The organism is Tsukamurella conjunctivitidis, from assembly GCF_007858475.1.
Classification (GTDB): Bacteria; Actinomycetota; Actinomycetes; order Mycobacteriales; family Mycobacteriaceae; genus Tsukamurella; species Tsukamurella conjunctivitidis.
The window spans coordinates 708,076-733,618 of record NZ_VIGX01000001.1; the positions used below are offsets into that span (position 1 = coordinate 708,076).

19 protein-coding genes and 1 riboswitch are annotated in these 25,543 nt (G+C 72.6%); of the genes, 9 read left to right on the forward strand and 10 right to left on the reverse strand.

Going from position 1 to position 25,543, the window contains the following annotated elements; all coding sequences use genetic code 11:
• Positions 1-205 precede the first annotated feature (205 nt).
• On the forward strand, positions 206-925 hold the full coding sequence (imuA', locus tag FK530_RS03405; RefSeq protein WP_146485525.1) for a DnaE2-dependent mutagenesis accessory factor ImuA': 720 nt from the start codon (positions 206-208) through the stop codon (positions 923-925).
• Entirely contained in the window at positions 922-2,529 is a 1,608-nt protein-coding gene (locus FK530_RS03410) for a DNA polymerase Y family protein (protein WP_231706476.1), read from the forward strand. Before imuA' ends, FK530_RS03410 begins: the two co-directional genes overlap by 4 nt.
• 17 nt (positions 2,530-2,546) lie before the next feature.
• Here FK530_RS03410 and FK530_RS03415 read toward each other — a convergent pair whose 3' ends face one another.
• From FK530_RS03415 to FK530_RS03425, 3 genes are all read right to left on the reverse strand, one after another.
• Positions 2,547-3,866 carry a YhgE/Pip domain-containing protein gene (locus FK530_RS03415; RefSeq protein ID WP_146485526.1) on the reverse strand — a complete coding sequence of 440 codons (1,320 nt, stop codon included), beginning with the start codon at positions 3,864-3,866 and terminating at the stop codon, positions 2,547-2,549.
• 91 nt (positions 3,867-3,957) lie between these two features.
• Positions 3,958-5,229, reverse strand: coding sequence for a serpin family protein (locus FK530_RS03420; RefSeq protein ID WP_158645017.1), 1,272 nt, complete (start codon positions 5,227-5,229; stop codon positions 3,958-3,960).
• A 23-nt stretch (positions 5,230-5,252) separates the two neighbouring features.
• Positions 5,253-6,161, reverse strand: a complete 909-nt coding sequence (locus FK530_RS03425; protein WP_146485528.1) for an amidohydrolase family protein — start codon at positions 6,159-6,161, stop codon at positions 5,253-5,255.
• Between the two features lie 94 nt (positions 6,162-6,255).
• Between FK530_RS03425 and FK530_RS03430 the strand changes: the two genes are divergently transcribed.
• A complete protein-coding gene (locus tag FK530_RS03430) occupies positions 6,256-6,714 on the forward strand; it encodes a MarR family winged helix-turn-helix transcriptional regulator (protein ID WP_231706477.1) in 459 nt (152 codons plus the stop codon).
• 12 nt (positions 6,715-6,726) lie between these two features.
• Here FK530_RS03430 and FK530_RS03435 read toward each other — a convergent pair whose 3' ends face one another.
• Positions 6,727-7,770, reverse strand: a complete 1,044-nt coding sequence (locus tag FK530_RS03435; RefSeq protein ID WP_158645018.1) for an FAD-dependent oxidoreductase — start codon at positions 7,768-7,770, stop codon at positions 6,727-6,729.
• 46 nt (positions 7,771-7,816) lie between these two features.
• Here FK530_RS03435 and FK530_RS03440 point away from each other — a divergent pair, with 46 nt between their 5' ends.
• From FK530_RS03440 to FK530_RS03450, 3 genes are all read left to right on the forward strand, one after another.
• A complete protein-coding gene (locus tag FK530_RS03440) occupies positions 7,817-8,374 on the forward strand; it encodes a TetR/AcrR family transcriptional regulator (RefSeq protein WP_146485530.1) in 558 nt (185 codons plus the stop codon).
• Between the two features lie 89 nt (positions 8,375-8,463).
• Positions 8,464-11,751, forward strand: a complete 3,288-nt coding sequence (locus tag FK530_RS03445) for an error-prone DNA polymerase (RefSeq protein ID WP_146485531.1) — start codon at positions 8,464-8,466, stop codon at positions 11,749-11,751.
• Positions 11,752-11,770: 19 nt separating this feature from the next.
• Positions 11,771-12,184: a nuclear transport factor 2 family protein gene (locus FK530_RS03450; protein WP_146485647.1), complete on the forward strand. Its 414-nt coding sequence runs from the start codon at positions 11,771-11,773 to the stop codon at positions 12,182-12,184.
• A gap of 44 nt (positions 12,185-12,228) precedes the next feature.
• Here FK530_RS03450 and FK530_RS03455 read toward each other — a convergent pair whose 3' ends face one another.
• Positions 12,229-13,104: a patatin-like phospholipase family protein gene (locus FK530_RS03455; RefSeq protein ID WP_146485532.1), complete on the reverse strand. Its 876-nt coding sequence runs from the start codon at positions 13,102-13,104 to the stop codon at positions 12,229-12,231.
• Entirely contained in the window at positions 13,101-13,697 is a 597-nt protein-coding gene (locus FK530_RS03460) for a CHAP domain-containing protein (protein ID WP_146485533.1), read from the reverse strand. Before FK530_RS03460 ends, FK530_RS03455 begins: the two co-directional genes overlap by 4 nt.
• 41 nt (positions 13,698-13,738) lie before the next feature.
• On the opposite strand from FK530_RS03460, the gene FK530_RS03465 reads away from it, so the two are divergent.
• Both FK530_RS03465 and metE read left to right on the forward strand, forming a co-directional pair.
• Entirely contained in the window at positions 13,739-13,972 is a 234-nt protein-coding gene (locus FK530_RS03465; RefSeq protein ID WP_146485534.1) for a DUF167 domain-containing protein, read from the forward strand.
• Between the two features lie 77 nt (positions 13,973-14,049).
• Positions 14,050-14,240, forward strand: a riboswitch (cobalamin riboswitch).
• Positions 14,241-14,381: 141 nt separating this feature from the next.
• Positions 14,382-16,670, forward strand: coding sequence for a 5-methyltetrahydropteroyltriglutamate--homocysteine S-methyltransferase (gene metE / locus FK530_RS03470; RefSeq protein WP_146485535.1), 2,289 nt, complete (start codon positions 14,382-14,384; stop codon positions 16,668-16,670).
• Positions 16,671-16,731: 61 nt separating this feature from the next.
• Here metE and FK530_RS03475 read toward each other — a convergent pair whose 3' ends face one another.
• The 4 genes from FK530_RS03475 to prpD all read right to left on the reverse strand — a co-directional run bounded on the left by FK530_RS03475 (position 16,732) and on the right by prpD (position 23,941).
• Positions 16,732-20,118 (reverse strand): pyruvate carboxylase, encoded by a 3,387-nt coding sequence (locus FK530_RS03475; RefSeq protein WP_146485536.1) that lies wholly within the window; start codon positions 20,116-20,118, stop codon positions 16,732-16,734.
• Positions 20,119-20,292: 174 nt separating this feature from the next.
• Entirely contained in the window at positions 20,293-21,444 is a 1,152-nt protein-coding gene (locus FK530_RS03480) for a bifunctional 2-methylcitrate synthase/citrate synthase (RefSeq protein WP_146485537.1), read from the reverse strand.
• Positions 21,444-22,379, reverse strand: coding sequence for a methylisocitrate lyase (gene prpB / locus FK530_RS03485; protein ID WP_146485538.1), 936 nt, complete (start codon positions 22,377-22,379; stop codon positions 21,444-21,446). Before prpB ends, FK530_RS03480 begins: the two co-directional genes overlap by 1 nt.
• Positions 22,379-23,941, reverse strand: a complete 1,563-nt coding sequence (prpD, locus tag FK530_RS03490) for a 2-methylcitrate dehydratase PrpD (protein WP_146485539.1) — start codon at positions 23,939-23,941, stop codon at positions 22,379-22,381. Before prpD ends, prpB begins: the two co-directional genes overlap by 1 nt.
• Positions 23,942-24,093: 152 nt before the next feature.
• On the opposite strand from prpD, the gene FK530_RS03495 reads away from it, so the two are divergent.
• Entirely contained in the window at positions 24,094-25,533 is a 1,440-nt protein-coding gene (locus FK530_RS03495; RefSeq protein WP_146485540.1) for a short-chain fatty acyl-CoA regulator family protein, read from the forward strand.
• The last annotated feature ends 10 nt before the right edge of the window (positions 25,534-25,543 follow it).

Sequence of the window (25,543 nt, forward strand, 5' to 3'; positions counted from 1 at the left end):
AACGGCTGTGAGCTGCGACGATCGCGTGATGCGCCGGGTGCATCGCCGTTCCGAAACCTCTCCTACCTCGACGCTTGACGGCGTTAGGATCGCGGATCTACGCTGAGAGTAGATCGAACAGAAGTTCTAGTCATGTCTTCCCCGTGACTCGGCTTCCGCACTGATCGGTGACGCGGGATCCGAAGGTAGGGGAGGGGTGTGACAAGTGTCCGCACGTGTTCAGGCGCTGGCCGGGGGCCGCGAGGAGAAGCTGGCGGAGCTGCGCAAGCGGCTCGCGGCGCTGCCGGAAAAGCATCGTCCGGCGAAGGCACAGGCGCCTGTGGAGGCGCCGCTGCAGGACGAATCGGCGCAGCTCGGCATGGGTGTACTCCCGGTCCACGAGGAGCTGGCCCGGCTGCTGCCGGGCGGCGGCCTGCCCCGCGGCACGGTCGCGGAGGTCGCGGGTGCCGGCTCGCTCGCGGTCTCGCTGGTGGCCACCGTCTCGCGGGCGGGGGCGACCGTCGCACTGTGCGGCGTGTCCGGCTTCGGCATGGCCGCCGCACTCGAACAGGGGGCCGATCCGGAGCGCATCGCGCTCATCGAGGGCCCGCTCGCGGACCCGGTGGCCGTCGCCTCGATCCTGCTCGACGGCGCCGACGTGGTGCTGTGCGAGCTCGGCGGCATCGCGGTGCCGCCCAGCCGCGGCCGGGCCATCGCCGCCCGGGCCCGCTCCCGGGGTTCGGTGCTGCTCGTCACCGGCGGCCGCTGGGAGGGCGCCTCGTTGCACCTCGGCGCGCGCGTGCAGGGGTACACCGGTCTGGGCGGGCGCCCGGGCCGCGGCCGGATCCGCGGGATCGACCTGGTCTTCTCCGCCCGCGGCCGCGGTTGCGTGAACCCCTACCGGGGTGCGGCACCGTCGAACACCGGACTGGCGGTGGCCCGGTGACCGCGACCGCCGTGAAGGAGCAGCGCATCCTCGCGCTGTGGTGCCCGGATTGGCCGGCGGCGGCCGCGGCGGCGGACGTCGACCTGCCGCCCGACCGCCCCGTCGCTGTCCTGCACGGCAACCGGGTGGTCGCCTGCAACGCCGCGGCCCGGTCCGACGGGGTGCGCCGCGGCATGAAGCGCCGCGAATCGCAGGCCCGCTGCCCGGGTTTGCACGTGGCCCAGGCCGACGAGGGCCGCGATGCGCGGCTCTTCGAGCCCGTGGCGAGCGCCGTGGCCGCGCTGATCCCGCTCATCGAGGTGCTGCGCCCGGGCCTCGTGGTGATCCCCGCGCGGGGTGCTGCGCGCTTCTTCGGCGGTGAGGAGCAGGCGGCCGAGCGTCTCGTGGACGCGGCCTCCTCGGTGGGCGCGGAGTCGCTCGCCGGCATCGCGGACGAGGTCTTCACCGCGGCCCTGGCCGCCCGCCGCGGCATCGTCGTTCCGCCCGGGGAGTCGGCGGCCTTCCTCGCCCCGCAGCCCATCGGCCAACTGGGGGCCGAGCCGGCGCTGGCCGGCGGCGACCGCACCGAGCTCCTCGACCTGTTGCACAGGCTGGGGTTGCGCACCGTCGGCGCCTTCGCGGCGCTCTCCGCGACCGACGTGGCGACCCGCTTCGGGACCGACGCGATCGCCGCGCACCGGCAGGCCCGCGCAGTGCCGGACCGTCCGCCGTCCACCGCGGCGCTACCGCCCGGGCTGGAGGTCGAACTGCGACCGGACCCGCCCCTCGACCGGGTCGATGCGGCGGCCTTCGCCGGTCGCGCCCTCGCCTCGGAGCTGCACGCGAAGCTATCGGCGGCGGGCGTCGCGTGCCTGCGCCTGGAGGTCTCCGCGATCGCGGAGAACGGCGCGCGGCACAGCCGGATCTGGCGCTGCGCCGAGCCGCTCACCCCCGAGGGCACCGCGGACAGGGTGCGCTGGCAGATCGACGGCTGGCTCACCGGCGGCCGGTCCGCCAAGCGGGGCGGGGAGGGCGGCCCGGGCGCCCCGATCTCCCTGCTGCGGCTGGAACCCGTCGAGGTGGTCGACGCCGGCGCGCTGCAGGCGGGCATGTGGGGCGACGGTGCCGACACCGCCGCCCGGTTCCGCCGGGCCCTGGTCCGGGTGCAGGGCCTGCTCGGGGGAGAGGCGGTGCGGATGGGCGTGCGCAGCGGCGGCCGCGGCCCGGCCGAGCGGGTCACCTGGGTGCCGCTGGGCGACGAGGTGCTCGCGGACCGCGATCCGTCCGCGCCGTGGCCGGGGCGGATGCCGGAGCCCGCGCCGTCGGTACTGGTCACGGGTGCCGCGGTCACGATGACCGACGCCGCGGGCGTCGCCGTGCGGGTCACCGACCGGGGCGCCTTCACCGGCGAGCCCACGCACTTGGCGTGGGGCTCGCGCGATTGGTCGCTCAGCTGGTGGGCGGGGCCGTGGCTGATCGACGAGCGGTGGTGGGCCTCCGACGGCGCCGTCGAGCCCCGGGCCCGCGCGCAGGTGCTGCTCGAGCCCGCGCCCGGCCGTGACGACGGCCGGGCGCTGCTGCTGCAGTACGCCGGGAGCTGGGAGGTGGAGGGCGTGTACGAGTAGGCGCGCGGCCCGGCGAGTCAGCCCGCGCTGCCGGAGAAGGCGACCGAGAGGTACGGATTGGTGTCGTCCGCCGGGGCGGGACGGAACCGGTTGCGACGGTGCTTCGCCCGCTTCCCGGGCGTGAGCGCCGTGCCCTCGGGCTCCGCCGGCGCCGCGGCCGTGTCCTCCGCCGGAACGGTGGCCCCGGACTCGTCGGCCGGGACGTCCTCGGCAGGCGCGTCGTCCTCCACCGCGAGGGGTGGCAGCACGCGACGGTGCCCGGTCTCGGCGGTCTCCGCCGGAGCGGCGTCCACGGACTCCGTGCCCACTGCCTCGTCGTCCACGGCCTCGGCCGACGTCTCGGCGACCATCGCGCCCTCAGCGGCGTCCGCTCGCCGGCGCAGCCGGTGCGCGACCGCGAGCGAGACCAGGTAGGTCACGGTGCCCGCCGCGCCGCCCACGACGAGCGCCCAGGCGAGCGGGCGCGCGATGCCGGGATCCGGTGCCGGGGCGGGCGCGCTGGTCACGGAGCGCAGCCGGGTCTGGGTCAGGGCGAGCTGCCCGTCGATGGCGCCGAGCGCCGTCTTCAGCTGTCCCACACCGGTGGTCAGGTTGGTGACGGAGGCGTTGACGTCCTTGCGCGCCGAGGCCAGCTTGGTCAGCCCGTCGCGCAGCTGCCGGGCGGCGCTGCGGGCGGAGGTGAGCGAGGCGTCGGCGTTGGCCGAGGCGCTGTTCAGGCTGCTCGTCATGGTCGACAGCGTGCCGCGCAGCCCCGCCACGTCGTCGAGCGCACCCACACCCTTCGAGCCCGCGAGCGCGCGATCGAGCTGCGCGACCGCTTCGGCCGAGCCGGGCGAGGGGTGCTCGATCAGCCGCCCCCGCAGTGCCACGAGCGCCGCGCGGGTACCTGCGGCCACCTGCTGCAGGCCCTGAGTGCGTTCGAGCGCGCCGCCGAGGGTCGCGGTCGCCCGGTTCACCTGGCTCAGCGCGGCGGAGAGGGAGGAGGCCTCGTCGAGGCCCGAGACCAATTGTTCGGCACCGGTTTTGGCGGTGTCGACGCTGTCGAAGATCTGCGGCACGGAGCTCGCCGAGGTGTTCAGCCCGTTCCCCGCCGAGACCACGGCGTTGGACAGCAGGCCGAACAGCGCGCGCGATTCGTCGGCGGCCGTGAGGGCGACGCGCGTGTTCTCGGCGTTCTCCCGCTCCTGGGCGGGCGCGGGCGGAGTGGTCCCCGCGGCGAGGAGGAAGGTGGCGCCGCCCGCGACGAGCGCGATCAGCACGGCGAGCAGCGCGGTGCCGGTGAGGGCCCACGCCGAACGGGCCGCCGCGCGGAGCGGGCGGGTCAACGTCGAGGTCATGCCTCAACCTTAACGTGAAGTCGAGACTTTGGTGAAAAGATCACCGGCGGAACGAATTCGAGATTGCAATGCCACGCTGTCGAGGTGGAGCCTATCCACCCGGGCGGTTGACGGTACCCATGATCAGGGGCAGCCCCGTGGCCGTGTCCACCACCGAGTACGCGAATGCCCGGTCCACGAGGAAGGGGGCGGGGCCCGGTGCGGGTTCGGGCGTCGGCGCCGTGGTGGCGGTGTCGGACGCGGTGCCCTTCTCGCCCACGGTGAGCACGGCGGCGGCGCGGGCGTCGGACAGGAACGGCGAGCCCGGTGCCACGCCGTCGAGACCCGGGCCGGCGAACAGCGCCGTCAGACCGGCGTCGCGGAGCGGATCCGCGAGCCCGGTCCAGGTGGCGGTGCGCCACTTCGGCAGGCTCACCTCGTGCGGGGTCGACGGTGCTCCCGACAGTGCGATCCGGGCCGCGGTGAACCGGCCCTCGCTCGCCGCGTCGGCGAGCGGCGTCCCGGGGGTGGGCAGCACGATCTGCAGGGCGAGCGTGGTGCCGTAATCGAGCTGCAGCGCCGTGAAGCCCTCGCCCGCGGCGACCCGCGCGGGCACCGTGCCCCGCATGGTGAGCGGGTCGAGCACGGCACCGTCGGCGGCGGTGAACGGCGCGGGCCGGGTGCGGGCGGCGTCGAACGGGATGCGCCACGCGGCCGCGAGGTAGGCGGTGGTCGCGGCGGCGAGGCGGGTGCCGGAGTCCGTGCGCAGCGGTGCGGAGGTGAGGCTGCTCCCGGTGTTCACCGCCACCCACTCGCCCAGCGGCCGACCCACGCCGAGGCCGAAGTCCACGGGGTAGACGCCGGTGTCGTAGCTCGCGGCGAGCGCGTCCAGGTACTCCGGGCGCACGCGCCGGTCCTCGGGCTGCTTCGCCGTCAGGAGGGCGACCTGCGACTGGAAGAGCGGGGTCGCGGGCGGTGTGCCCGTGGGCACGGTGCCGGGGTCGCCGGCCCACTGCGCGGTCTGGCCGGTGAGGGCCGCCATCGCCCGCGGCAGGTCCTTCGCGGCGCCGAGTCCGGCACCGTCGAGCTGCGCGGCGGTCTCGCCCTGCGCTCCCTCTCGGAGCATGCCCAGCAGGCTCAGGACGGACCAGGGGGAGACGGCGGTGCTCCCGGCCCGCGGATCGCCCGCGGCGAGCCGTGCACCGAGGCGGGTGGCGGCGGACACCAGTGCGGTCACGTCGCCCCGGGTCTCGTCGATCCCCACCTGCTCGAAGGCGGTCTTGGACCGTTCGAGGGAGAGGGTCTCCGGTGCGGACGGCGCGCCGCCGCACGCCGCGAGGGTTCCCGCGACGAACAGCGCCGTCACGGCGCGCCGGATCTGCATGAGGGCCATCGTACGGCCCGCGCTCAGGCGCCCGCGCGCTCCAGCAGGGCGCGGCCGTTGTGCCACAGCACCTTGCGCATCCAGTCGTCGCCGAGGCCCAACCGCGCGAGCCCGAACAGCTGGTGCGCGTACTCGTAGGGGATGTTGGGGAAGTCGCTGCCCAGCACCACCTTGTCGGCGAGCGCGCCGAGCCGTTCGACGTACCCGGGCGGCATCGGCGCGGTGCGCTCGGTGAAGTCGGTCGCCGCCATGGTGGTGTCGAGGTGGACGTTCGGGAAGCGCTCCGCGAGGTCGGCGAACCGGTCGTACTCCGGCATGCCGAGGTGCGCGATGACCAGCGTCAGCTCGGGGTGCCGGTGCAGCACCTCGGCGACGCGGTCGGGCCCCGTGTACGGCCCCTCGACGGGACCGGAGCCGGCATGGATGACCACCGGGATCCGCGCGGCCGAGAGCACCTCCCAGGCGGGATCCAGAAGTGGATCGTCGGGCGCGAAGACGCCCACCTGGACGTGCATCTTGAACAGGCGCGCGCCGTCGGCGACGGCCCGCGCGACGTACTCGCCCACGCCGGGTTCGGGGTAGAGCGTGGCGCAGTGGATGCCGTCCGGCACGCGGCGGGCGAACTCGGTGCACCACTCGTTGAGCCACACCGCCATCCCGGGCTTGTGCGGGTAGGTCAGAGCGGGGATCGCCGTCACGCCCATGCCGCGGATCAGCTCCAGCCGGGTGTTCTCGTCGAACCGGTAGCGGATGGGCCACTCGCGGCCGTACTCGGTGCTCGCCCGGTCGAAGAAGTCCCACACCTTGACCAGCATCGGCTCGGGCAGGAAGTGCACGTGGATGTCGGCGAGGCCGGGGATTCCGAGGGCCTCAAGATACGCCGGGATCTCTTCGTCGGAGGTCGGTCCCGTCGTGGTGCTCGGACTGCTCATACCGGTCAATGTACCCACGTCGGTGAGGCGTCGTTCACCGAAATGCGGAGCCGGTAAACTCGAGGGGCGATGTGACGTTCGGGGGTGTGTGACGGTGGACGCGGGAAGCACCCGGTGGTTGTCCGACGAGGAGATGGCGGCGTGGCTGCCCCTCATCCACGTCGCGATGCGGCTGCCCGCCAAGCTGGACACGCAACTGCGTGCCGACGCCGGCATCACCCACTACGAGTTCATGGTGCTCGCGCAGCTGTCGCAGGCACCCGACCGGACGCTCGGCCTGTCGGCGCTCGCGGAGGCCGCCAACTCCTCGCCCTCGCGCCTGTCGCACGTGCTGCGCAAGCTCGGCGAGCGGGGCTGGCTGGTGCGCCGCGCCGAGGGGCGTTCCGCCTACGCCGAGCTCACCGACGAGGGTTTCGCCGCGCTCGACGGTGCGGCCCGCGGCCACGTCGAGGAGGTGCGCCGCCTGGTCTTCGACCACCTCACGGCGCGCGACGTCACGGCCCTGCGGGCCGCCCTCTCCAAGATCACCCCGGGCCTCGGCGACGACGCCTGACCCGCGGTGGCGTCACGCCACCGCGGCCACGGCGCGCAGGAGCAGGTCCCGCGGCGTGCGGAGTCGCGACGTGAGGGCCGTGTGCCGCATCGCCCGTGAGAGCAGCATGGTGCGCTGCCCGGCGCGGCGCCGCGCCGACTCGTAGGCCCGCAGTGCGGGGCCCGCGTCGCCGCCGAAAGCCGCTGCCGCGCCGAGGGCGTCGGCAAGGGCGGCCGCGTCCAGCAGCGTCTCGCACGCGCCGCGGCCCAGGTTGGGCGCCATGGCGTGGGCGGCGTCGCCGATCAGAGCGACGTTGCCGCGCACGATCCGCGGTAGTCGCGGCAGGTCGCGCGAGCGGTAGTGCAGAGCCGTCTCCACCTCGACGCCCTCGATGGTCCGCGTCACCCGCGGGTCCCAGCCGCGGTACATCGCGCGGAGGAAGCCGCGCGGATCGGTGTCCGGGTCCGGCGTGCCGGCCGGCACCGCCCGCGGATCGAACTCCGAGTACCAGTTGATGCAGCCGCCGTCGCGGGGCGTCACCCCGAACAGTCTTCCCGGGCCCCAGTACTCGGTGAAGGTGTCGGTCTCGCCCGGGCAGCGGCCGATGAGCACGTCGACGCCCAGCGGCCGCGGCGCGACGTCGTGCCCGACGACGTGCGCGCGGGCGATGCTGCCGATGCCGTCGGCACCGACGATCACATCGTGGTCGAGGCCGGAGAGGTCCGCGCGGCGGTCGCCGAACCGGACCCCCGGTGCGCACGCCGCGAGCGCCTCAAGCAGACGCGGGCGGGAGATGAGGACGGTCGCACCCTTGGCCCGGATCTCGGGGCCGAGCCGGTGCCCGCCGGCGCTGCGGATCTCCGCGATCCGCTGGTCGATGCCGATCCTGCGCACCGCGTCCGCCGCGCCCACCTGCTCGAGCACCGCCATCGCCTCGGGCCACATCCCGAGGGCCGTCCCGGTCGTGGGCAGGGACGGTGCGCGTTCGAAGACCTCCACCTCCCAGCCCTGTCGCGTGAGGAGTGCGGCGGTGGCGAGTCCGCCGATACCGCCGCCGATGATCGCTGCCGTCGTCATGCCGGCCACCGTACTACAAATGTAGTGAAAGGTAGGCTCCGGTCTCATGGGACGGCGGGAAGAGGTGCTCGACGGGGCGATCGAGGTGCTCGGCACGCGCGGACTCCGCGGCCTCACCCATCGCGCCGTCGACGAGGTCGCCGCCGTCCCGCAGGGCACCGCGTCGAACCACTTCCGCTCGCGGTCCGCGCTGGTCAAGGGTGTCGTCGAGCGGATGGTGGAGCAGGACCTCGCCTTCTGGGCCGGGTTCGACGGTGCGGCCCCCGCGGACCCCGGTGCGGCCGCCGACGTGCTGCCGCGGGCGGCCGCCTATGTGCGGTGGTCGGTCGGGGAGGGGCGCGTGCGCAGCGTCGCTCGGCTCAACCTGTTCGCCGCCGCGGCCGTCGAACCCGAGTTGCAGGAGCCGCTGCGTCGCGGGCGCGCGGCGGTCGAACGGATGGGGGAGGCCATCGGCGCGGCGATCGGCCTCGGCGCCGCGGAGTCGGCGCTGCTCATGGACGTCACCGACGCTCTGATCACCCGCCAGCTCGCGTTCCCCGACCCGGCCTTCGATCCGCTCCCTGCGCTCGCCCTGACTGTCGACGCTCTGCGCCGCCGGGGGTGATCCGCCGCAGAGCAGTCGGGCTCGGCGGGCGCTCCGGCGATCGTTCGATCGCGATGGATCAATCGAACACATGCGCGTAGAATCGGGGCGTGGGATGGAGTAACGGGCCGAGCTGGTCGGAGATGGAGCGGGTGCTCTCCGGGCGGGCGCCGGTGCGCCGGGCGGAGGAGCCGCCGGGCGACGGGGGCGACTCCCCGGCCTGGTCCCGCAAGCGGGAGCCCTACGTCCCGCCGGCGGGCGGCGCCCCCGGAGCCTCCCGCGTGCCCTACGCGGAGCTGCACGCGCACACCGCATTCAGCTTCCTCGACGGTGCCGCGCTGCCGGAGGAGATGGTCGAACAGGCCCATGCGCTCGGCCTCAAGGCCCTCGCGGTCACCGACCACAACGGCTTCTACGGGGTGGTCCGGTTCGCCGAGGCCGCGCTGGAACTGGGCGTCCCCACGGTCTTCGGGGCGGAGCTGTCCCTGGAGCACGACGCGGAACGCACCGGTGCCGAGGATCCGTCCGGCGAGCATCTGCTCGTGCTCGCCCGCGGGCAGGAGGGCTACCGCCGCCTCTCGCGCGCGATGGCAGAGGCGCACATGGAGGCGGGGGAGAAGGGGCTGCTGCGGTTCCATCCGGATCGGCTCGCCGAGTGGTCCGGCGGCCACTGGCAGATCCTCACCGGCTGCCGGAAGGGCGCGGTGCGGCGCGGCCTCGCCGCCCGGGGGCCCGACGGTGCCGCCGCCGCCCTCGCGCAGCTCGTCGACCGGTTCGGCGAGGACCGGGTGAGCATGGAGCTCACCGTCCACGGCGTCCCCGAGGACGACGAACGCAACCACCTCCTGGCCGGCGTGGCCGCCCGGATGGGAGTCGGCACCGTCGCCACCACGGGGGCGCACTTCGCCCGGCCCGGGCAGCGGCGCCTGGCGTCGACGCTGGCGGCGATCCGCGCCCGCCGCAGCCTCGACGAGCTGGACGGTTGGCTCCCCGCCGCGGGTGGGGCGCACCTGCGCTCGGGCGACGAGATGGCGCTCCTGCTGCCCGAGCACCCCGGTGCCATCGCCGCCGCCGCCGAGCTCGGCGCCGAGTGCGCCTTCAGTCTCAAGCTGATCGCGCCGAACCTGCCGCCCTTCGACGTCCCGCCCGGGCACACCGAGGCCACGTGGCTGCGTGAGCTGACCCGGCGCGGCGCGCTGGAGCGCTACGGACCTCCGGAGCGGAACCCGAAGGCCTACCGGCAGATCGAGCACGAGTTGAACGTGATCGAGACGCTCACCTTCCCCGGATACTTCCTCATCGTGCACTCCATCGTGAGCTTCTGCCGGGATAACGACATCCTGTGTCAGGGACGAGGTAGTGCCGCCAACTCGGCGGTCTGCTTCGCGCTCGGGATCACCGCGGTGGACCCGGTGCGCAATCAGCTGTTGTTCGAGCGCTTCCTCGCCCCCGAGCGCGACGGCCCGCCCGATATCGACGTCGACATCGAATCCGATCGCCGCGAGGAGGCGATCCAGTTCGTCTACCGGAAGTACGGCCGCGAGTACGCCGCGCAGGTCGCGAACGTCATCACCTACCGGGGCCGGTCCGCGGTGCGCGACACCGCTCGCGCGCTCGGCTACTCGCAGGGGCAACAGGACGCCTGGAGCAAGCAGATCTCCAGCTGGGGATGGCGGGACGATCCGGTGCCCGAGGGGATCCCGGAACGGGTGGTCGAGTTGGCCGCGCAGATCGCGGACCTGCCGCGGCACCTCGGCATCCACTCCGGCGGCATGGTGATCTGCGACCGCCCGATCGCCGATGTCTGCCCCACCGAGTGGGCCCGCATGGAGGATCGCAGTGTGCTGCAGTGGGATAAGGACGACTGCGCGGCCGCGGGCCTGGTGAAGTTCGACCTGCTGGGCCTCGGCATGCTCAGCGCGCTGCACTACGCGAAGGACCTCCTCGCCGCGCACAAGGGCGTCGACGTGGACTTCGCGCAGCTCGACCTCACGGACGAGAAGGTCTACGAGATGCTCTGCCGCGCCGACTCCGTCGGCGTCTTCCAGGTGGAGTCCCGCGCCCAGATGGCCACGTTGCCCAGGCTCAAGCCGCGGAACTTCTACGACCTGGTCGTCGAGGTCGCCCTCATCCGTCCCGGTCCCATCCAGGGCGGTTCGGTGCACCCGTACATCCGCCGCCGGAACGGGCAGGAGGCGCCCACCGTCGAACACCCGTCGATGAACAAGGCGCTCGATCGCACGCTGGGGGTGCCGCTGTTCCAGGAGCAGCTCATGCAGCTCGCGACCGATGTCGCCGGTTTCAGTCCGTCGGAGGCCGACCAGCTGCGCCGCGCCATGGGGTCGAAGCGCTCCACCGAGAAGATGGAACAGCTGCGGCAGCGCTTCTACGACGGTGCGCGGCACACGCACGGCATCGAGGGGGCGGTGGCCGACCGGATCTTCGAGAAGCTCGCGGCGTTCGCCAATTTCGGTTTCCCCGAGAGTCATTCGCAGTCGTTCGCGTCGCTGGTCTTCTACTCCTCGTGGTTCAAGCTCTACCACCCGGCGGCCTTCTGCGCCGCGCTGCTGCGGGCCCAGCCCATGGGCTTCTACTCGCCGCAGTCCCTCGTCGCCGACGCGCGGCGGCACGGCGTCACCGTGCACGGGCCGTGCGTGAACCGCAGCCTGCCGTGGGCGGACCTGGAGAACGCCGGCACGGAGGTTCGGTTGGGGCTCGCCGCGATCCGCACCATCGGCGACGATCTGGCCGAGCGCATCGTCGCCGAGCGCGACACCCACGGCCCGTACGCGGGCCTGACCGATCTCACGGGCCGCGTCGAGCTCACCGTGGCGCAGTCCGAGGCCCTCGCCACCTCGGGCGCCCTGGACTGCTTCGGCCGGGACCGCAGACAGGCGCTGTGGGAGGCCGGCGCCGCGGCGCGGGAGCGCCCCGGCCGGCTGCCCGGCACCGCCACCGCGGGGGCGCCGCCCGCCCTGCCGGGCATGAGCGAGACGGAGCTCGCCGCCGCGGACGTGTGGGCCACGTCGGTCACCGTCGGCAAGTACCCCACGGAGTTCCTCCGCCCCACGCTCGAGAAGCTCGGCGTCGTCCCGGCCGATCGTCTGCTCGGGTTGCCCGACGGGGACCGCGTCCTGGTCGGCGGGGCCGTCACACATCGGCAGCGGCCGGCCACGGCGGGCGGCGTCACCTTCATCAACCTGGAGGACGAGACCGGAATGGTGAACGTGGTGTGCAGTCAGGGGCTGTGGGCGCGCTACCGCCGGCTGGCGCAGTCGGCGCCGGCGCTCCTGGTGCGGGGAAAGCTGCAGAACGCAGAGGGCGCCGTCACCGTCGTCGCCGACCGGCTGCAGCGGATGGACCTGTCGGTGCCCTCGCGATCCCGGGATTGGCAGTGAGGGTAGCCTTAGGCAAGTGATGGAGGAGGCGTACGAACCGGACCGCACCACGGCGCCGGAGCTGCGCGAGGTGCTCGCGGAGCTCCGGCGCCGCGAACCCGTCTTCCACGGCCCGGCGTGGCGTTCGCTCGCCGACTTCGACGACGCTGTCGCGCCGGACTTCTGGGAGGTCGGCGCCTCGGGGAGCCGGTACAGCCGCGAGCACGTCCGCGCGACGATCGAGGAACGCCTGACCTCGCCGCCGGACGAATCGGACTGGGAGACCAGTGAGTTCCAGGTCCGGGCGATGGGCGCCTCCGTCTACCTCCTCACCTACACGCTGGCGCAGGGCGGGCGCGTCACTCGCCGGCTCACCGTCTGGCGGCGCCGCGAGAACAGGTGGTCCGTGATGTTCCACCAGGGCACGGTCGTCGAGAGGTCGGCGGATCGCTGAGCCGCGCTCCGCTCAGCGGACCGCCGGCCCGACAACGACCGGTTTCACGACGCGAGAGCGGCGTACGCAGCGTCCCGGCCGATCTCGACGGCGCGGGAGATCAGCGGGCCGTCGTTCGAGAGCCGACCGACGGCGGGGCTCCCGGCGGGGACCCACACCTGCAGCACCTCCGCGGCGCCCGGCGCCACGGGATCCGGCGCGGGTGCAGCCCGGCGCGCGGTGAAATAGGCGTCCAGGATCCACTGCTCCGCGCGCGACGAACGGGGCGCGGCCTCCGCCTCGACGGTGCGCAGGACGAGCAGGTGTGTGGCGCCCTGCTCGATCGGGGTCGCCAGCGGGACCTTCTCGGCGAGGCCGCCATCGAGGAACTCCCGGCCCGCGAGCCGCACCGGTGGGCCTGCGAGCAGGGGGAGGGCGGTGGTCGCGCGCAGCGCGGCCCGCAGGCTCGCGGCGTCCGTGACGAACGGCGCCAGGTCCGCGACCCGACGGGTGTGTGCGTCGACGGCCAAGGGGTGCAGGGTGACCGGGTTCGCGAGGATGGCCGCGAAGTTCATCGGCGTGACATCGGAGTAGACGCGCTCCACGAGGTGACGCGTGTCGACGACCACCCCGCCGCGCAGCACCCGGCGCGGATGCACCACCCGCTCCGCCAGGACGTCCTCCCAGCCCCACGAGGGCAACCACTGCCGGCCCTCGCCCGAGACGAGCCACGCGGCGTTCAGGCCGCCGCCCGACGTCCCGTACACCGCATCGACGGCGGGGAGGAGGCCGAGTTCGTCGATGGCCATCGCCATCCCCGCGGAATAGGCGGAGCGGGACCCGCCGCCCTCGATGCACACGGCGATCCGCAGGCCGTCGGATCGCTCACCCGGGACGCTGCCCGAGGCGATGCGGGCGCGCAGTGCGCCGAGCACCGTCATCCGACCGGCACCCCGTAGCCGACGACGCCGGAGCTGTCGGAGTGCCGGAACGTGTACGCCGAGACGCCTCCCGGTTGGTTGCCACCCACCGTGCTGACGGTACCGTCCGCCACCGCGACGACGAAGTTGGTGTGCTGACCGAGCGGGTGGCCGGGAGCGTACAGGGCGACGTCGCCCGCCGTCGGGACGTGCTCCGGCCCCCGGAACCGGCCCTGGGACTGGAAGTACTCCGTGAGCGTGTACACCCCCGGGATGCGCCAGGTGCCCGAGTTCGGATTACGCAGCGGCAGTCCCGAATCGCGGAGCACCGTCGAGACGAAATCGGCGCACCACGGCTCGTCGACGCCCTCCGAGTAATGGGTGCCCGGCCGGTTCGCGTCGAACTCCCGGCGCACGTTCTCGAGGATCCGCACGCGGGCCGGGTCGAGTCCCGTGGTCTCGACCGCCGGGAAGACGCGCGGCTTGAGCTCCGCGGGCAGGTGCCGGGACAGTGGCGTCTGATACGCGGTGGACAGCCATACCGCCCCGCCTGCGAGCACGATGAGGGCGGCGAGCACCGCGGAGACGACGAGTCCGGTCTTCCTCAACACCATGAATCAATGGTACTCACTGGTGAACCTGACATCATGGGCTGATGAGTTCGCGCACCGTGACCTGCACGATCAAGCCGGGGAGCCGCAAGGGGCCCGCGGTGGAGGTCGACGACGCCGGCGCCCTCACCCTGTTCGTGCGCGAGCCCGCGACCGAGGGGAGGGCGAACACGGCGGCCGTAGCCCTGCTCGCCGCCCACCTCGGTGTGCCGAAGTCCCGCGTGCGGCTGATCGCGGGGCAGACGAGCCGGTTCAAGCGGTTCGCCGTCGACGCCTGAGGTGCCGTTCGCCGGGCACGGACGAGCGTGGCATGCTGGACGGTGCAGCTGGTATGTCGCGCCGAAGCCTCGGGCCGCGGCATCTCGGTGCCGCGGTGGTCCGTGGCACCTCGAGGGAACCCGGTGGGAATCCGGGACTGTCCCGCAGCGGTGAGCAGGAACGAAAGTCGCGACGAATGCACTGGACCCTCGGTCCGGGAAGCAGCGACCGGTAGGAGTGAGAACGGGGCCTGCGAGTCCGAATACCTGCCCGCTGTACCGGACGCGCCGCGTCCGGTGGTGTGCCGCCTCGCGGACCGGGCGTGCGACCGTACCGCTGAACGGATCTCGCTCGTCGACGATCCGTGAATGGTACGTGCGTCCGGACGGGTGGCCCGCCCTGGCTACGCACGAAAGGAACGGTCCCACCGTGACCGCACCGAACTTCTCCCGCACCGTCCTCGGTGTTCCCCGCATCGGCCCCCGCCGCGAGCTCAAACGCGCGATCGAAGGTTACTGGAAGGGCGCCGTCGATCGCGCCGGCCTCGAAGCCACCGCTGCCGCCCTCCGACGGGAAGAGTGGGCGCGCCTGGTCGGCGCAGGCCTGGACTCAGTGCCCACCAATACTTTCAGCTACTACGACCAGATCCTCGACACCGCCGCGATGCTCGGGGCGCTGCCGCCCCGCGTCGCGGAGATCGCCGACCCGGTGGACCGCTACTTCGCCGCCGCACGGGGCACCGCGACCGTCACGCCGCTCGAGATGACCAAGTGGTTCGACACGAACTACCACTACCTCGTCCCCGAGATCTCGGCCGCCACCTCCTTCGCTTTGCACCCGGAGAAGGTCCTCGGCGACCTCGACGAGGCCCTCGCGCAGGGTGTTCCCGCCCGCCCGGTCGTGGTCGGCCCGCTCACGTTCCTCGCGCTGTCCAAGGCGGTCGACGGCGCCGGCGACCCGCTGGCCCGCGTCGACGAGCTGCTGCCCCTCTACCGCGAGCTGCTCGGGCGGCTCGCGAACCGGGGCGCGCAGTGGGTCCAGCTCGACGAGCCGGTGCTGGTGACGGAGGCCGGACTCGGCCTCGCCGAGGAGGTCGCCCGGGTGTACGGCGACCTCTCCGCGGCCGCGAACCGCCCGTCGATCCTCGTCGCGACCTACTTCGGCTCGCCGGGGCCGTCGCTGGAGGCCCTGGGGAGCACCCGGATCGAGGCCGTCGCCGTCGACCTCGTGACCGACCCGGCCGCGGTCGACGCCGTTGCCGCCGCGCCCGCGCTGCAGGACAAGCTCCTGCTCGCGGGCGTCGTCGACGGGCGCAACGTCTGGCGCACCGACCTGGAGAAGGCGCTCGCCACGCTGGGGACGCTGTCCGGGTCGGCCGCCGCACTCGCCGTGAGCACGTCCTGCTCGCTGCTCCACGTCCCGTACGCGGTCTCCGCCGAGACGGCACCCGAGCCCACCGGCGCCGAGGGCGTGCGCGCGTGGCTCGCGTTCGCCGAGGAGAAGGTCGCCGAGGTCGTCGTCCTGTCCCGCGCGTTCACCGAGGGCCGCCCCGCCGTCTCGGCGGAGTTCGGCCGGAGCGCCGCTGTCCGCGCCGCACGCGAGGGCGATCCGCGCCTGCACGACGACGCCGTGCGCGACCGCCTGCGCGACATCCGTGCGACCGGTTCCGGCCGCGCGGCCGCGGGGGAACGCGCTGTCGTACAGCGGGAACGACTGGGGCTCCCGCCCCTGCCGACCACGACCATCGGCTCCTATCCGCAGACCGGGGCGATCCGCGTGGCCCGTGCCGACCTGCGCGCCGGCCGGATCGACGAGGCGGAGTACGTGCGGCGCATGCGGGCCGAGATCGCCGATGTGGTGAAGCTGCAGGAGGACCTCGGGATCGACGTGCTGGTGCACGGCGAGCCCGAGCGCAACGACATGGTGCAGTACTTCGCCGAGCGCCTGGGCGGCTTCCTCGCCACCGACAACGGTTGGGTGCAGTCCTACGGCACCCGTTGCGTGCGGCCGCCGATCCTGTTCGGCGACGTGCGCCGCGCCGAGCCGATGACCGTCTCGTGGATCACCTACGCGCAGAACCTCACCGACCGGCCGGTCAAGGGCATGCTCACCGGGCCGGTCACGATCCTCGCGTGGTCCTTCGTGCGCGACGACCAGCCGCTCGCCGACTCGGCCGATCAGGTGGCGCTCGCGATCCGCGACGAGACCGTCGACCTCGAAGAGGCGGGAGTGCGGATCATCCAGGTCGACGAGCCCGCGCTGCGCGAGCTCCTGCCGCTGCTTGCCGCGGACCGTCCGGCGTACCTGGACTGGGCCACCGCCTCCTTCCGGCTGTCCACCTCGGGCGTCGACGACGACACCCAGATCCACACGCACCTCTGCTATTCGGAGTTCGGCGACGTGATCGGTGCCATCGCCGACCTCGACGCCGACGTCACCTCGATCGAGGCTGCGCGATCCCGCATGGAGATCCTCGGAGACCTCAACCGGGCGGGCTTCGCGAACCAGGTCGGGCCCGGCGTCTACGACATCCACTCGCCCCGCGTGCCCACGCAGGACGAGGTCGAGGCCTCGCTGCGCGCGGCCCTGGGCGCCGTTCCCGCGGACCGCCTCTGGGTGAACCCGGACTGCGGCCTCAAGACGCGCGGTACCGAGGAGACGGTGGCCGCGCTGCGGAACATGGTCGCTGCGGCGGAGGCGGTACGCGCCTCGCTGTAGTGGAACAGCGGCGGGGCCGGGCGCAGTGTGCGCCCGGCCCCGCTCCGCCCGTCCGCGCGGGTCAGGCGTCGATGACGGCGACGAGGTCGCCACCGTCCACCTGGGTGGCGCCGGCGAGCGCCACCCGGGTCACGGTACCGGCGACCGGCGCGGTGATCGCGGCCTCCATCTTCATGGCCTCGATGGTGGCGATCTGATCGCCGACGGCCACCGTCGATCCGGCGTGCACCGTCGGTGTCACGACGCCGGCGAAGGGCGCAGCGACGTGGCCGGGGTTGCTCTTGTCGGCGCGCTCGGCGGCGGGCACCTCGGCCTGCACGGCGCGGTCCCGCACGGAGACCGTGCGCAGCTGGCCGTTGAGGGTGCAGACGAGCGTGCGGTTACCGTGCTCGTCGGGCTCGCCGACGCCCTCGAGCTTGATCAGCAGCTCGACGCCGGTCGCCAGCTGCACGCGGTGCTCCTCGCCCTGCCGCAGTCCGTACAGGAACTGGTTGGTCGAGAGCTTGGAGACGTCGCCGAACTCGGCCAGGTGCTCGGTGAACTCGCGCATCGGGCCGGGGAACAGCAGCCGGCTCAGCGCCGCGCGGCGCTGCTCCGAGGAGCCCTCGAGTTCGGCGGCCTCGTCGGCGGGGACATCGCTGACGGGCGTCGCCCCGGCGCGCCCCTCCAGGGCGCGGGTGCGCAGCGGCTCGGGCCACCCGCCGGGCGGGGTGCCCAGTTCGCCGCGCAGGAAGCCGATCACCGAATCGGGGATGTCGTACTTGCCGGGGTCGGAGGCGAATTCCTCCGCCGAGACGCCCGTGCCGACGAGGGCGAGCGCGAGGTCGCCGACCACCTTCGACGACGGGGTCACCTTCACCAGGCGGCCGAGCATGCGGTCGGCCGAGGCGTAGGCGTTCTCGATGTCCTCGAACCGCTCGGCGAGCCCCAGCGCACCCGCCTGTTGGCGCAGGTTCGACAGCTGCCCGCCCGGGATCTCGTGGTGGTAGACGCGGCCCGTCGGGGCCCGCAGGCCGGATTCGAACGGGGCGTAGGCGCCGCGGACGGCCTCCCAGTACGGCTCGAGCGAGCAGACCGCGTCGAGGTCGATCCCGGTGTCGCGCTCCGTGTGCGCGGTGGCGGCGACGATCGACGACAGGGAGGGCTGGCTCGTCGTGCCGGAGAGGGGAGCGGCGGCACCGTCGACGGCGTCCGCGCCCGCGGTCCAGGCGGCGAGGTAGGTGGCCAGCTGGCCGCCCGGGGTGTCGTGCGTGTGCACGTGCACGGGGAGGTCGAACTCCTTGCGCAGTGCGGTCACCAGGGTGGTCGCCGCGGACGGGCGGAGTAGGCCGGCCATGTCCTTGATCGCGAGGACGTGCGCACCGGCCTGCACGATCTTCTCGGCGACGCCGAGGTAGTAGTCGAGCGTGTAGAGCTGCTCGCCCGGGTTCGACAGGTCGCCGGTGTAGGAGAGTGCGCCCTCGGCGACGGCGGTACCGGTGGCGAGGACGGCCTCGATCGCGGGCCGCATCTGCTCGACGTCGTTGAGCGCGTCGAAGATCCGGAAGATGTCCACACCGGTCGCGGCGGCCTCGGCCACGAAGGAATCGGTCACCTGCTGCGGGTACGGGGTGTAGCCCACGGTGTTCCGGCCGCGGAGCAGCATCTGCAGGCAGATGTTCGGCATGGCCTCCCGCAGCGTGGCGAGTCGCTCCCACGGGTCCTCGTGCAGGAAGCGCAGCGCCACGTCGTAGGTCGCACCGCCCCACGCCTCGACCGAGAGCAGCTGCGGCATCAGCCGCGCCTCGTAGGGCGCGATCGTCGCGAGCGCGGAGGTGCGCACGCGGGTGGCGAGCAGCGACTGGTGCGCGTCGCGGAAGGTGGTGTCGGTGACGGCCAGCGCGGTCTGCGCCCGCAGGTCCGCCGCGAACCCGGCCGGGCCCAGCGCGGCCAGGCGCTGCTTGGAGCCGTCGGGCGCAGCGGCGCCGAGGTCGAGGGCGGGCACCTTGTCGGAGGCGTACACCTTGGTCGGCCGGGTGCCGTGCGGCTTGTTCACGGTGACGTCCGCGAGGTAGCGCAGGATCTTCGACGCCGTGTCCTGCGAGCCGCGCGCGGTGAGCAGCTCGGGGCGCTGCTCGATGAAGGAGGTGGTCACCTCGCCCGCAACGAACGCCGGATCGGACAGGACCGCCTGCAGGTACGGGATGTTGGTGGCGACGCCGCGGATCCGGAACTCGGCGAGAGCGCGCCGGACGCGGACGATCGCGGTCTCCCGGTCGCGCCCCCGGGCGGTCAGCTTGACCAGCATCGAATCGAAGTGCGGGCTGATCTCGGCGCCCACCGACGTGCCGCCGTCCAGGCGGATCCCCGCGCCGCCCGGCGTGCGGTACGCGCTGACCCGGCCGGTGTCGGGCCGGAAGCCGTCCGTCGGGTCCTCGGTGGTGATGCGGCACTGCAGCGCCGCGCCGTTGAGCCGGATCGCGTCCTGGGTCAGGCCCAGCTCGGGCAGTGTGGAGCCCGAGGCGACCTTGAGCTGCGCGGCGACCAGGTCCACGTCGGTCACCTCCTCGGTCACCGTGTGCTCCACCTGGATCCGCGGGTTCATCTCGATGAAGACGTGCCGGCCCTCGGGGTTCACCAGGAACTCGACGGTGCCCGCGCAGCTGTAGCCGATCGCCTTGGCGAAGTTCACCGCGTCGGTGCACAGGCGCTCCCGGAGCTCCTCCGAGATGTTCGGCGCGGGCGCCATCTCGATGACCTTCTGGTGCCGCCGCTGCAACGAGCAGTCCCGCTCGAAGAGGTGGATCACGTTGCCGGCGCCGTCCGCGAGGATCTGCACCTCGATGTGGCGCGGATCGATCACGGCCTCCTCGAGGAAGACCGTCGGATCGCCGAACGCGGACTCCGCCTCCCGCGAGGCGATCTCGATCGCATCCCGCAGCTCGGCGATCTCGGCGACTCGGCGCATGCCGCGGCCTCCGCCGCCCGCGACGGCCTTGACGAAGACGGGGAAGTGCATGTCCTGCGCGGCGGCGAGCAGCCCGTCGACGTCCGACGACGGCGCCGTCGACGTCAGGACCGGCAGGCCGGCCTCCCGGGCCGCCGCGATCGCCCGCGCCTTGTTGCCCGTCAGCTCGAGCACCTCGGTCGGGGGACCCACGAAGGTGATGCCGCGCTCCGCGCACGCCGCCGCCAGATCCGGGTTCTCCGAGAGGAATCCGTAGCCCGGGTAGACCGCATCGGCGCCCGCCTTCTCGGCGATCCGGATGATCTCGTCGACGCTGAGGTACGCACGGACCGGATGCCCCTCGACCCCGATCTGATAGGCCTCGTCCGCCTTCTGGCGGTGCGGGGAGTTGCGATCCTCGTACGGGTAGACGGCCACCGTTCGAGCGCCGCTCTCCACGGCCGCACGGAATCCGCGGATCGCGATCTCGCCGCGGTTCGCCACCAGGACTTTATTGAACATGTTGTGCTACCACCGGTCTTCGTGGGACTGGACGACGTACTCATCGGCGGCCGGGACTGTCTGCCCCGCCGCCGTTGCTGACGATGATATTGACCGCGCGGCCGGTGTCACAGGTGATCGCGCGAACGGGATGATCGGTGCGTTTCGCGGATCACCGGCGGCGCGGTGTCGGTGTCAGGCCACGACGGGGCGTTGCGCCACTCCGACGTACTCGCTGAGCGGCCTGATGAGGGCGTTGGCCTCGGTCTGCTCGATGATGTGGGCGGTCCAGCCGGTGATCCGGGACATCACGAAGATCGGCGTGAAGACCTCGGTGTCGAATCCCAGCAGGTGGTACGCGGGGCCGGTCGGGAAGTCCAGATTCGGCTTGATCCCCGTCGCGTCGACCATCGTCTTCTCGAGGATGTCGTACATCTCGACGAATCGGCCGCCGTCGGTCCGCTCCGCGATCTCGACGAACGCATGCTTCATCGTCGGGACCCGCGAGTCGCCGTTCTTGTACACGCGGTGACCGAAGCCCATGACCTTCTCCTTGCGGGAGAGCTTCCCGCGCATCCAGGCCTCGGCGCGCGCCGGATCGCCGATCTCCTCCATGTCGTGCATGACGGCCTCGTTCGCGCCGCCGTGCAGCGGGCCCTTGAGCGCGCCGATCGCGGCGGTGACGGCGCTGTAGATGTCCGACAGGGTGGACGTGACGACGCGCGCGGCGAAGGTCGAGGCGTTGAAGCCGTGCTCGGCGTAGAGGATCAGCGAGACCTCGAAGGCCTTGACCAACTCGGGCTCCGGCACCGTCCCGAAGCACATGGTGAGGAAGTTCGCCGCGAAGCCGAGCGTGTGGTCGGGGGCGATCGGCTCGAGGCCGTGCCGGCGGCGCTGATCCGCCGCGACGACCGTGGGAAGAACGGCCAGGAGGCGAAGTCCCTTGGCCTGGAGCGCGACGGGGTCGCGGTTCCACTCGTCGGTGTCCTCGGCGCCCAGATAACTCACGGCGGTGCGGACGACGTCCATGGGGTGGCAGCTCTCGGGCAGCTTCGCGACCAGGCCCAGCAGCGAGCGGTCGGCGCGTCGCGCGGCCCGCTCCCGCTGCGTGAACAGCGAGAGCTGCGGTTCGGTCGGGAGCTCGCCGTTCCACAGCAGGTAGGCGACCTGCTCGAAGGAGCAGTGCTCGGCGAGGTCCTGCACGGCATATCCGCGGTAGGTCAGGGAGTTGGTCTCGGGGACGACCTTCGACACGGCGGTCGTATCGACGACGACGCCTGCGAGGCCCTTCTTGATGTCCGGAGAGCTGGAGGCCGCAGGCCGACCGGGGGATGTTTCAGGTGTCATCACTGGCTCCTGCTCAGATCGAAGGTGAAGATGCCGGAATCGAAGTCGTTGTAACGCTCGTACTGGAGGAGCTCGTACAGGCGGCTGCGGTGCTGCATCCGGTACAGCAGTTCCTTCTGCGTGCCCTGCGTCGCGATCTCGCGCAGCCCCTCCTCCGCCGCGAACATCGCCAACCGCAGCGTGGTGACCGGGTAGATCACCGCGTCGTAGCCGATCGACTCGAGCGTGCCCGCGTCGATCAGATCGGACTTGCCGAACTCGGTCATGTTCGCCAGCAGCGGGACGTCGACCGCGGCACGGAAGCGCTCGAAATCGGCTGTCGTGTACAGCGCCTCGGTGAAGATCAGGTCGGCGCCCGCGTCGGCGTAGGCCTGGGCCCGCTCGATCGCGGCGTCGACGCCCTCGATGCCCGCCGCGTCGGTGCGGGCGCAGATGACGAAGTCCTCGTCGCGGCGGGCCGCGACGGCGGCGCGGAGGCGGCGGACGGCCTCGTCGGTGGGGACGACGGCCTTGCCGTCGAGGTGACCGCACCGTTTGGGGTTCACCTGGTCCTCCAGGTGCAGGCCCGCAAGGCCCGCGTCCTCGAGCACGGTGACGGTGCGGGCCGCACTCATCGGCTCGCCGAAGCCCGTGTCGGCGTCGACCAGAGTGGGCAGGTCCGTCACCCGCGCGATCTGCTGGGCCCGGGCCGCGACCTCGGTGAGGGTCGTCAGGCCGATGTCGGGCAGGGCGAGATCGGCGGCGACCACGGCGCCGGAGACGTACACGCCCTCGAAGCCGATCTCCTGGATCAGCTTCGCCGTCAACGGGTTGAACGCGCCGGGCAGCCGGGCGATCCGCTCCGAGGCGAGCGCGGCGCGGAAGGCCTTGCGCTTGTCGTTCGCCGACGCGCGGGCGGCCAGCAGGCCGCCGACGCCGGTGTCGCCGCCGCTCATCAGAAGAGCCCCGGGTTCAGCTTCGGGGTGCGGGAGAGCACCTCGTCGGAGACCGTGAAGGTGAGCTGATCGAGCTCGCCGGCCGCGAGGGCCGGGGTGCGCTGTGCGACGTCCAGGAAGCGGTCCTGCTCGGACTTGTCGATGACGCCGTCCGCGAGGATCCGGAACTTCTCGATGTACTGCTCGCGGGCGAACGGGCGTGCGCCGAGCGGGTGCGCGTCGGCCACGGCCAGTTCGTCGACGATGACCTCGCCGCTGCGCAGGGTGATCTCGGCGCGGGCGCCGAAGGCCTTCTCGGCGGGATCGGTCGAGTGGTAGCGCCGCGTCCACTCGGGGTCCTCGGCGGTCGAGATCTTCTTCCACAGTTCGACGGTGTCGGGCCGCTGCGCGCGCTCGGGGGCGTACGACCGCTCGTGGTGCCACCCGCCGTCCTGCAGCGCGACGGCGAAGATGTACATCACCGAGTGGTCCAGCGTCTCGCGCGAGGCGTGCGGGTCGAACTTCTGCGGGTCGTTCGAGCCGGTGCCGATCACGTAGTGCGTGTGGTGGCTGGTGTGCAGGACGATCTTCTCGATCTGCTCGAGATCGCCGATGCGCTCGCGCATCCGGCGGGCCAGGTCGATCGGCGCCTGGCTCTGGTACTCCGCGGAGTGCTCCTTGGTGTACGAGTCCAGGATGGCGCGCTTGGCCTCGCCCGGACCGGGCAGCGGCACCTCGTACGAGGCCTCGGGGCCGCCGAGCAACCACGCGATCACGCCGTCCTCACCCTCCCAGATGGGCGACGGTGCGCCCTCGCCGCGCATCGCACGGTCGACGGCCTCGACGGCCATCTTGCCCGCGAACGACGGGGCATAGGCCTTCCAACTGGAGATCTCGCCCTTGCGGGACTGGCGCGTCGCGGTCGTGGTGTGCAGCGCCTGCCCGATGGCCTGGTAGATCGTCTCGCCCGGCAGCCCCAGCAGCGTGCCGATGCCGGCGGCGGCCGACGGGCCGAGATGCGCGACGTGGTCGATCTTGTGCTCGTGCAGGCAGATGGCACGCACCAGGTCGATCTGGATCTCGTAGCCGGTGGCGAGGCCGCGGATCAGGTCGGCGCCCGTCGACCCCGTGTGCTGCGCGGCGGCGAGGATCGGCGGGATGTTGTCGCCGGGGTGGCTGTACTCGGCCGCGAGGAAGGTGTCATGGAAGTCGAGCTCGCGGACCGCGGTGCCGTTGGCCCACGCCGCCCACTCGGGGGAGAACCGGCCGGGAACGCCGAAGACGGAACTCCCGGGGCGTTGGACAGGGTCGGAAGGTGCGCCGGGGACGATGCCGGGAACGTCTCCTGGGCGGGGTACGACCGGGTGCGCGAGGGCCTGCGCCCGCGCGTTCGCGACGGGGCGGCGGGTCACGGACGCGGCGGCGACCGCGGCGTTGTCGATGATCCGGTTGATCACCATCTCCGCCGTGTCGTCCGGCACGGCGACGGGGTCGGCGGCGACCCGCGCGATCTTCCAGGCGAGGTGCTCCTCGCGGGGGAAGATCTCGGCTGAGCGACGGGTGCGCACGGTGTGCGTCTGCACGGGAGGGGGCTCCTCTGGAGTCGGGAACGGGGTCGATTCACACGCTATGCATCGGTTCCGGGACACGAAACCACTTGCAGATGCGGATCTCTGTGAAAGCGGGACGGCAATCTTGCGAAAGTTGTGAAAGTCTCCGGTGCTAGATTCGCCCCATGCAGAGGCTGTACGTGGGTGCGCGCATCAAGCGTCTCCGGGAGGAGCGCGGCCTCACCCAGACCTCGCTGGCGAAGGCGCTCGACCTGTCGGTCAGCTACGTCAACCAGCTGGAGAACGATCAGCGGCCGCTGTCGGTGCCGGTGCTCATGCGGCTGAACGCCACCTTCGACCTCGACATGGCGTTCTTCGCGCCGGAGTCGGACGCCAGGCTCGTCGCCGATCTGCAGGACGCCCTGGCGGAGAGCGGTGACGCCGGGGAGGTCGGCGCCGCCGAACTCGACGACATCGTCGCGCGCTCGCCCGCCGTCGCGCGGGCCGTCGTCGCGATGCACCGGCAGCTGCGGGGTGCCTCCGAACAGGTCGAGCGGCTGTCCAGCGGTCTCGCCGGCGGCGCGGGCGGAGCGGTGCCCACGCCCTACGAGGACGTCCGGGACTTCTTCTACGACCGGCGCAACCACGTGGCATCGCTCGATCTCGCCGCGGAGGAGATGTTCGACGGCCACGGGCTCACCGTGGGAGGCATGGACCTCCAGTTGGCCCGGCTGCTGCGCGACGAGCACGGCGTCACCGTCCGGATCGCGGGAGGGGAGCCGGACCGGCCCGGACCGCGCCGCGCCTTCGATCCGGAGACGCGCGTGCTCACGCTCGCGCGCCGGCTGGATCACGGGCAGCGCGCGTTCCAGATCGCCACGCAGATCGGCTTCCTGACGCAGGCCGCCGAGATGGACCGGATCGTCGGCACGGCGTCGTCGCTACCGACGCAGTCGCGGGAACTGGCGCGTATCGGACTCGCGAACTACTTCGCCGGTGCCCTCGTGCTGCCGTACGAGCGGTTCCTGCGGGCGGCCGAGGAACTGCGGTACGACATCGATCTCCTGTGTGCCCGGTTCGAGGTCGGCTTCGAGACGGTGTGCCACCGGTTGTCGACCCTTCAGCGCCCGGGCCGGCGCGGTGTCCCCTTCTTCCTCGTCCGCACGGACCGCGCCGGGAACATCTCGAAGCGGCAGTCGGCCACCGCGTTCCACTTCTCACGCGCGGGCGGAAGCTGCCCCCTCTGGGTGGTGCACGACGCCTTCGCCACGCCGGGGCGGATCCGCACCCAGGCGGCCCAGATGCCCGACGGCCGCAGCTACCTCTGGATCGCCCGCACCACCTCCGACCGGGCCGCGGCCGGATACCTCGGGCAGGGGAGGGATTTCGCGGTCGGACTGGGGTGCGACCTCGCGCACGCCCACCGGCTGGTGTACTCGCGCGGTCTCGCACTCGACGATCCCGAGTCCTTCGTTCCGATCGGGGCGGGGTGCAAGGTGTGCAGCCGTCCGCGGTGCGCGCAGCGCGCCTTTCCGCAGTCGGGTAGGCCGATCGAGGTGGACGAGAACCGGGCCGAACCGATTCCCTACGCCTTTGCAGGCGCATCCGGCGCGGACGGGGCATGATTACGCGCAA

Excerpts from the sequence above, each read along its gene's own strand:
- FK530_RS03415 (WP_146485526.1), bottom strand. The coding sequence starts at position 3,866 with ATGACCTCGACGTTGACCCGCCCGCTCCGCGCGGCGGCCCGTTCGGCG.
- FK530_RS03420 (WP_158645017.1), bottom strand. The coding sequence starts at position 5,229 with ATGCAGATCCGGCGCGCCGTGACGGCGCTGTTCGTCGCGGGAACCCTC.
- FK530_RS03425 (WP_146485528.1), bottom strand. The coding sequence starts at position 6,161 with ATGAGCAGTCCGAGCACCACGACGGGACCGACCTCCGACGAAGAGATC.
- FK530_RS03435 (WP_158645018.1), bottom strand. The coding sequence starts at position 7,770 with ATGACGACGGCAGCGATCATCGGCGGCGGTATCGGCGGACTCGCCACC.
- FK530_RS03440 (WP_146485530.1), top strand. The coding sequence starts at position 7,817 with ATGGGACGGCGGGAAGAGGTGCTCGACGGGGCGATCGAGGTGCTCGGC.
- FK530_RS03450 (WP_146485647.1), top strand. The coding sequence starts at position 11,771 with ATGGAGGAGGCGTACGAACCGGACCGCACCACGGCGCCGGAGCTGCGC.
- FK530_RS03455 (WP_146485532.1), bottom strand. The coding sequence starts at position 13,104 with ATGACGGTGCTCGGCGCACTGCGCGCCCGCATCGCCTCGGGCAGCGTC.
- FK530_RS03460 (WP_146485533.1), bottom strand. The coding sequence starts at position 13,697 with ATGGTGTTGAGGAAGACCGGACTCGTCGTCTCCGCGGTGCTCGCCGCC.
- FK530_RS03465 (WP_146485534.1), top strand. The coding sequence starts at position 13,739 with ATGAGTTCGCGCACCGTGACCTGCACGATCAAGCCGGGGAGCCGCAAG.
- FK530_RS03475 (WP_146485536.1), bottom strand. The coding sequence starts at position 20,118 with ATGTTCAATAAAGTCCTGGTGGCGAACCGCGGCGAGATCGCGATCCGC.
- FK530_RS03480 (WP_146485537.1), bottom strand. The coding sequence starts at position 21,444 with ATGACACCTGAAACATCCCCCGGTCGGCCTGCGGCCTCCAGCTCTCCG.
- prpB (WP_146485538.1), bottom strand. The coding sequence starts at position 22,379 with ATGAGCGGCGGCGACACCGGCGTCGGCGGCCTGCTGGCCGCCCGCGCG.
- FK530_RS03495 (WP_146485540.1), top strand. The coding sequence starts at position 24,094 with ATGCAGAGGCTGTACGTGGGTGCGCGCATCAAGCGTCTCCGGGAGGAG.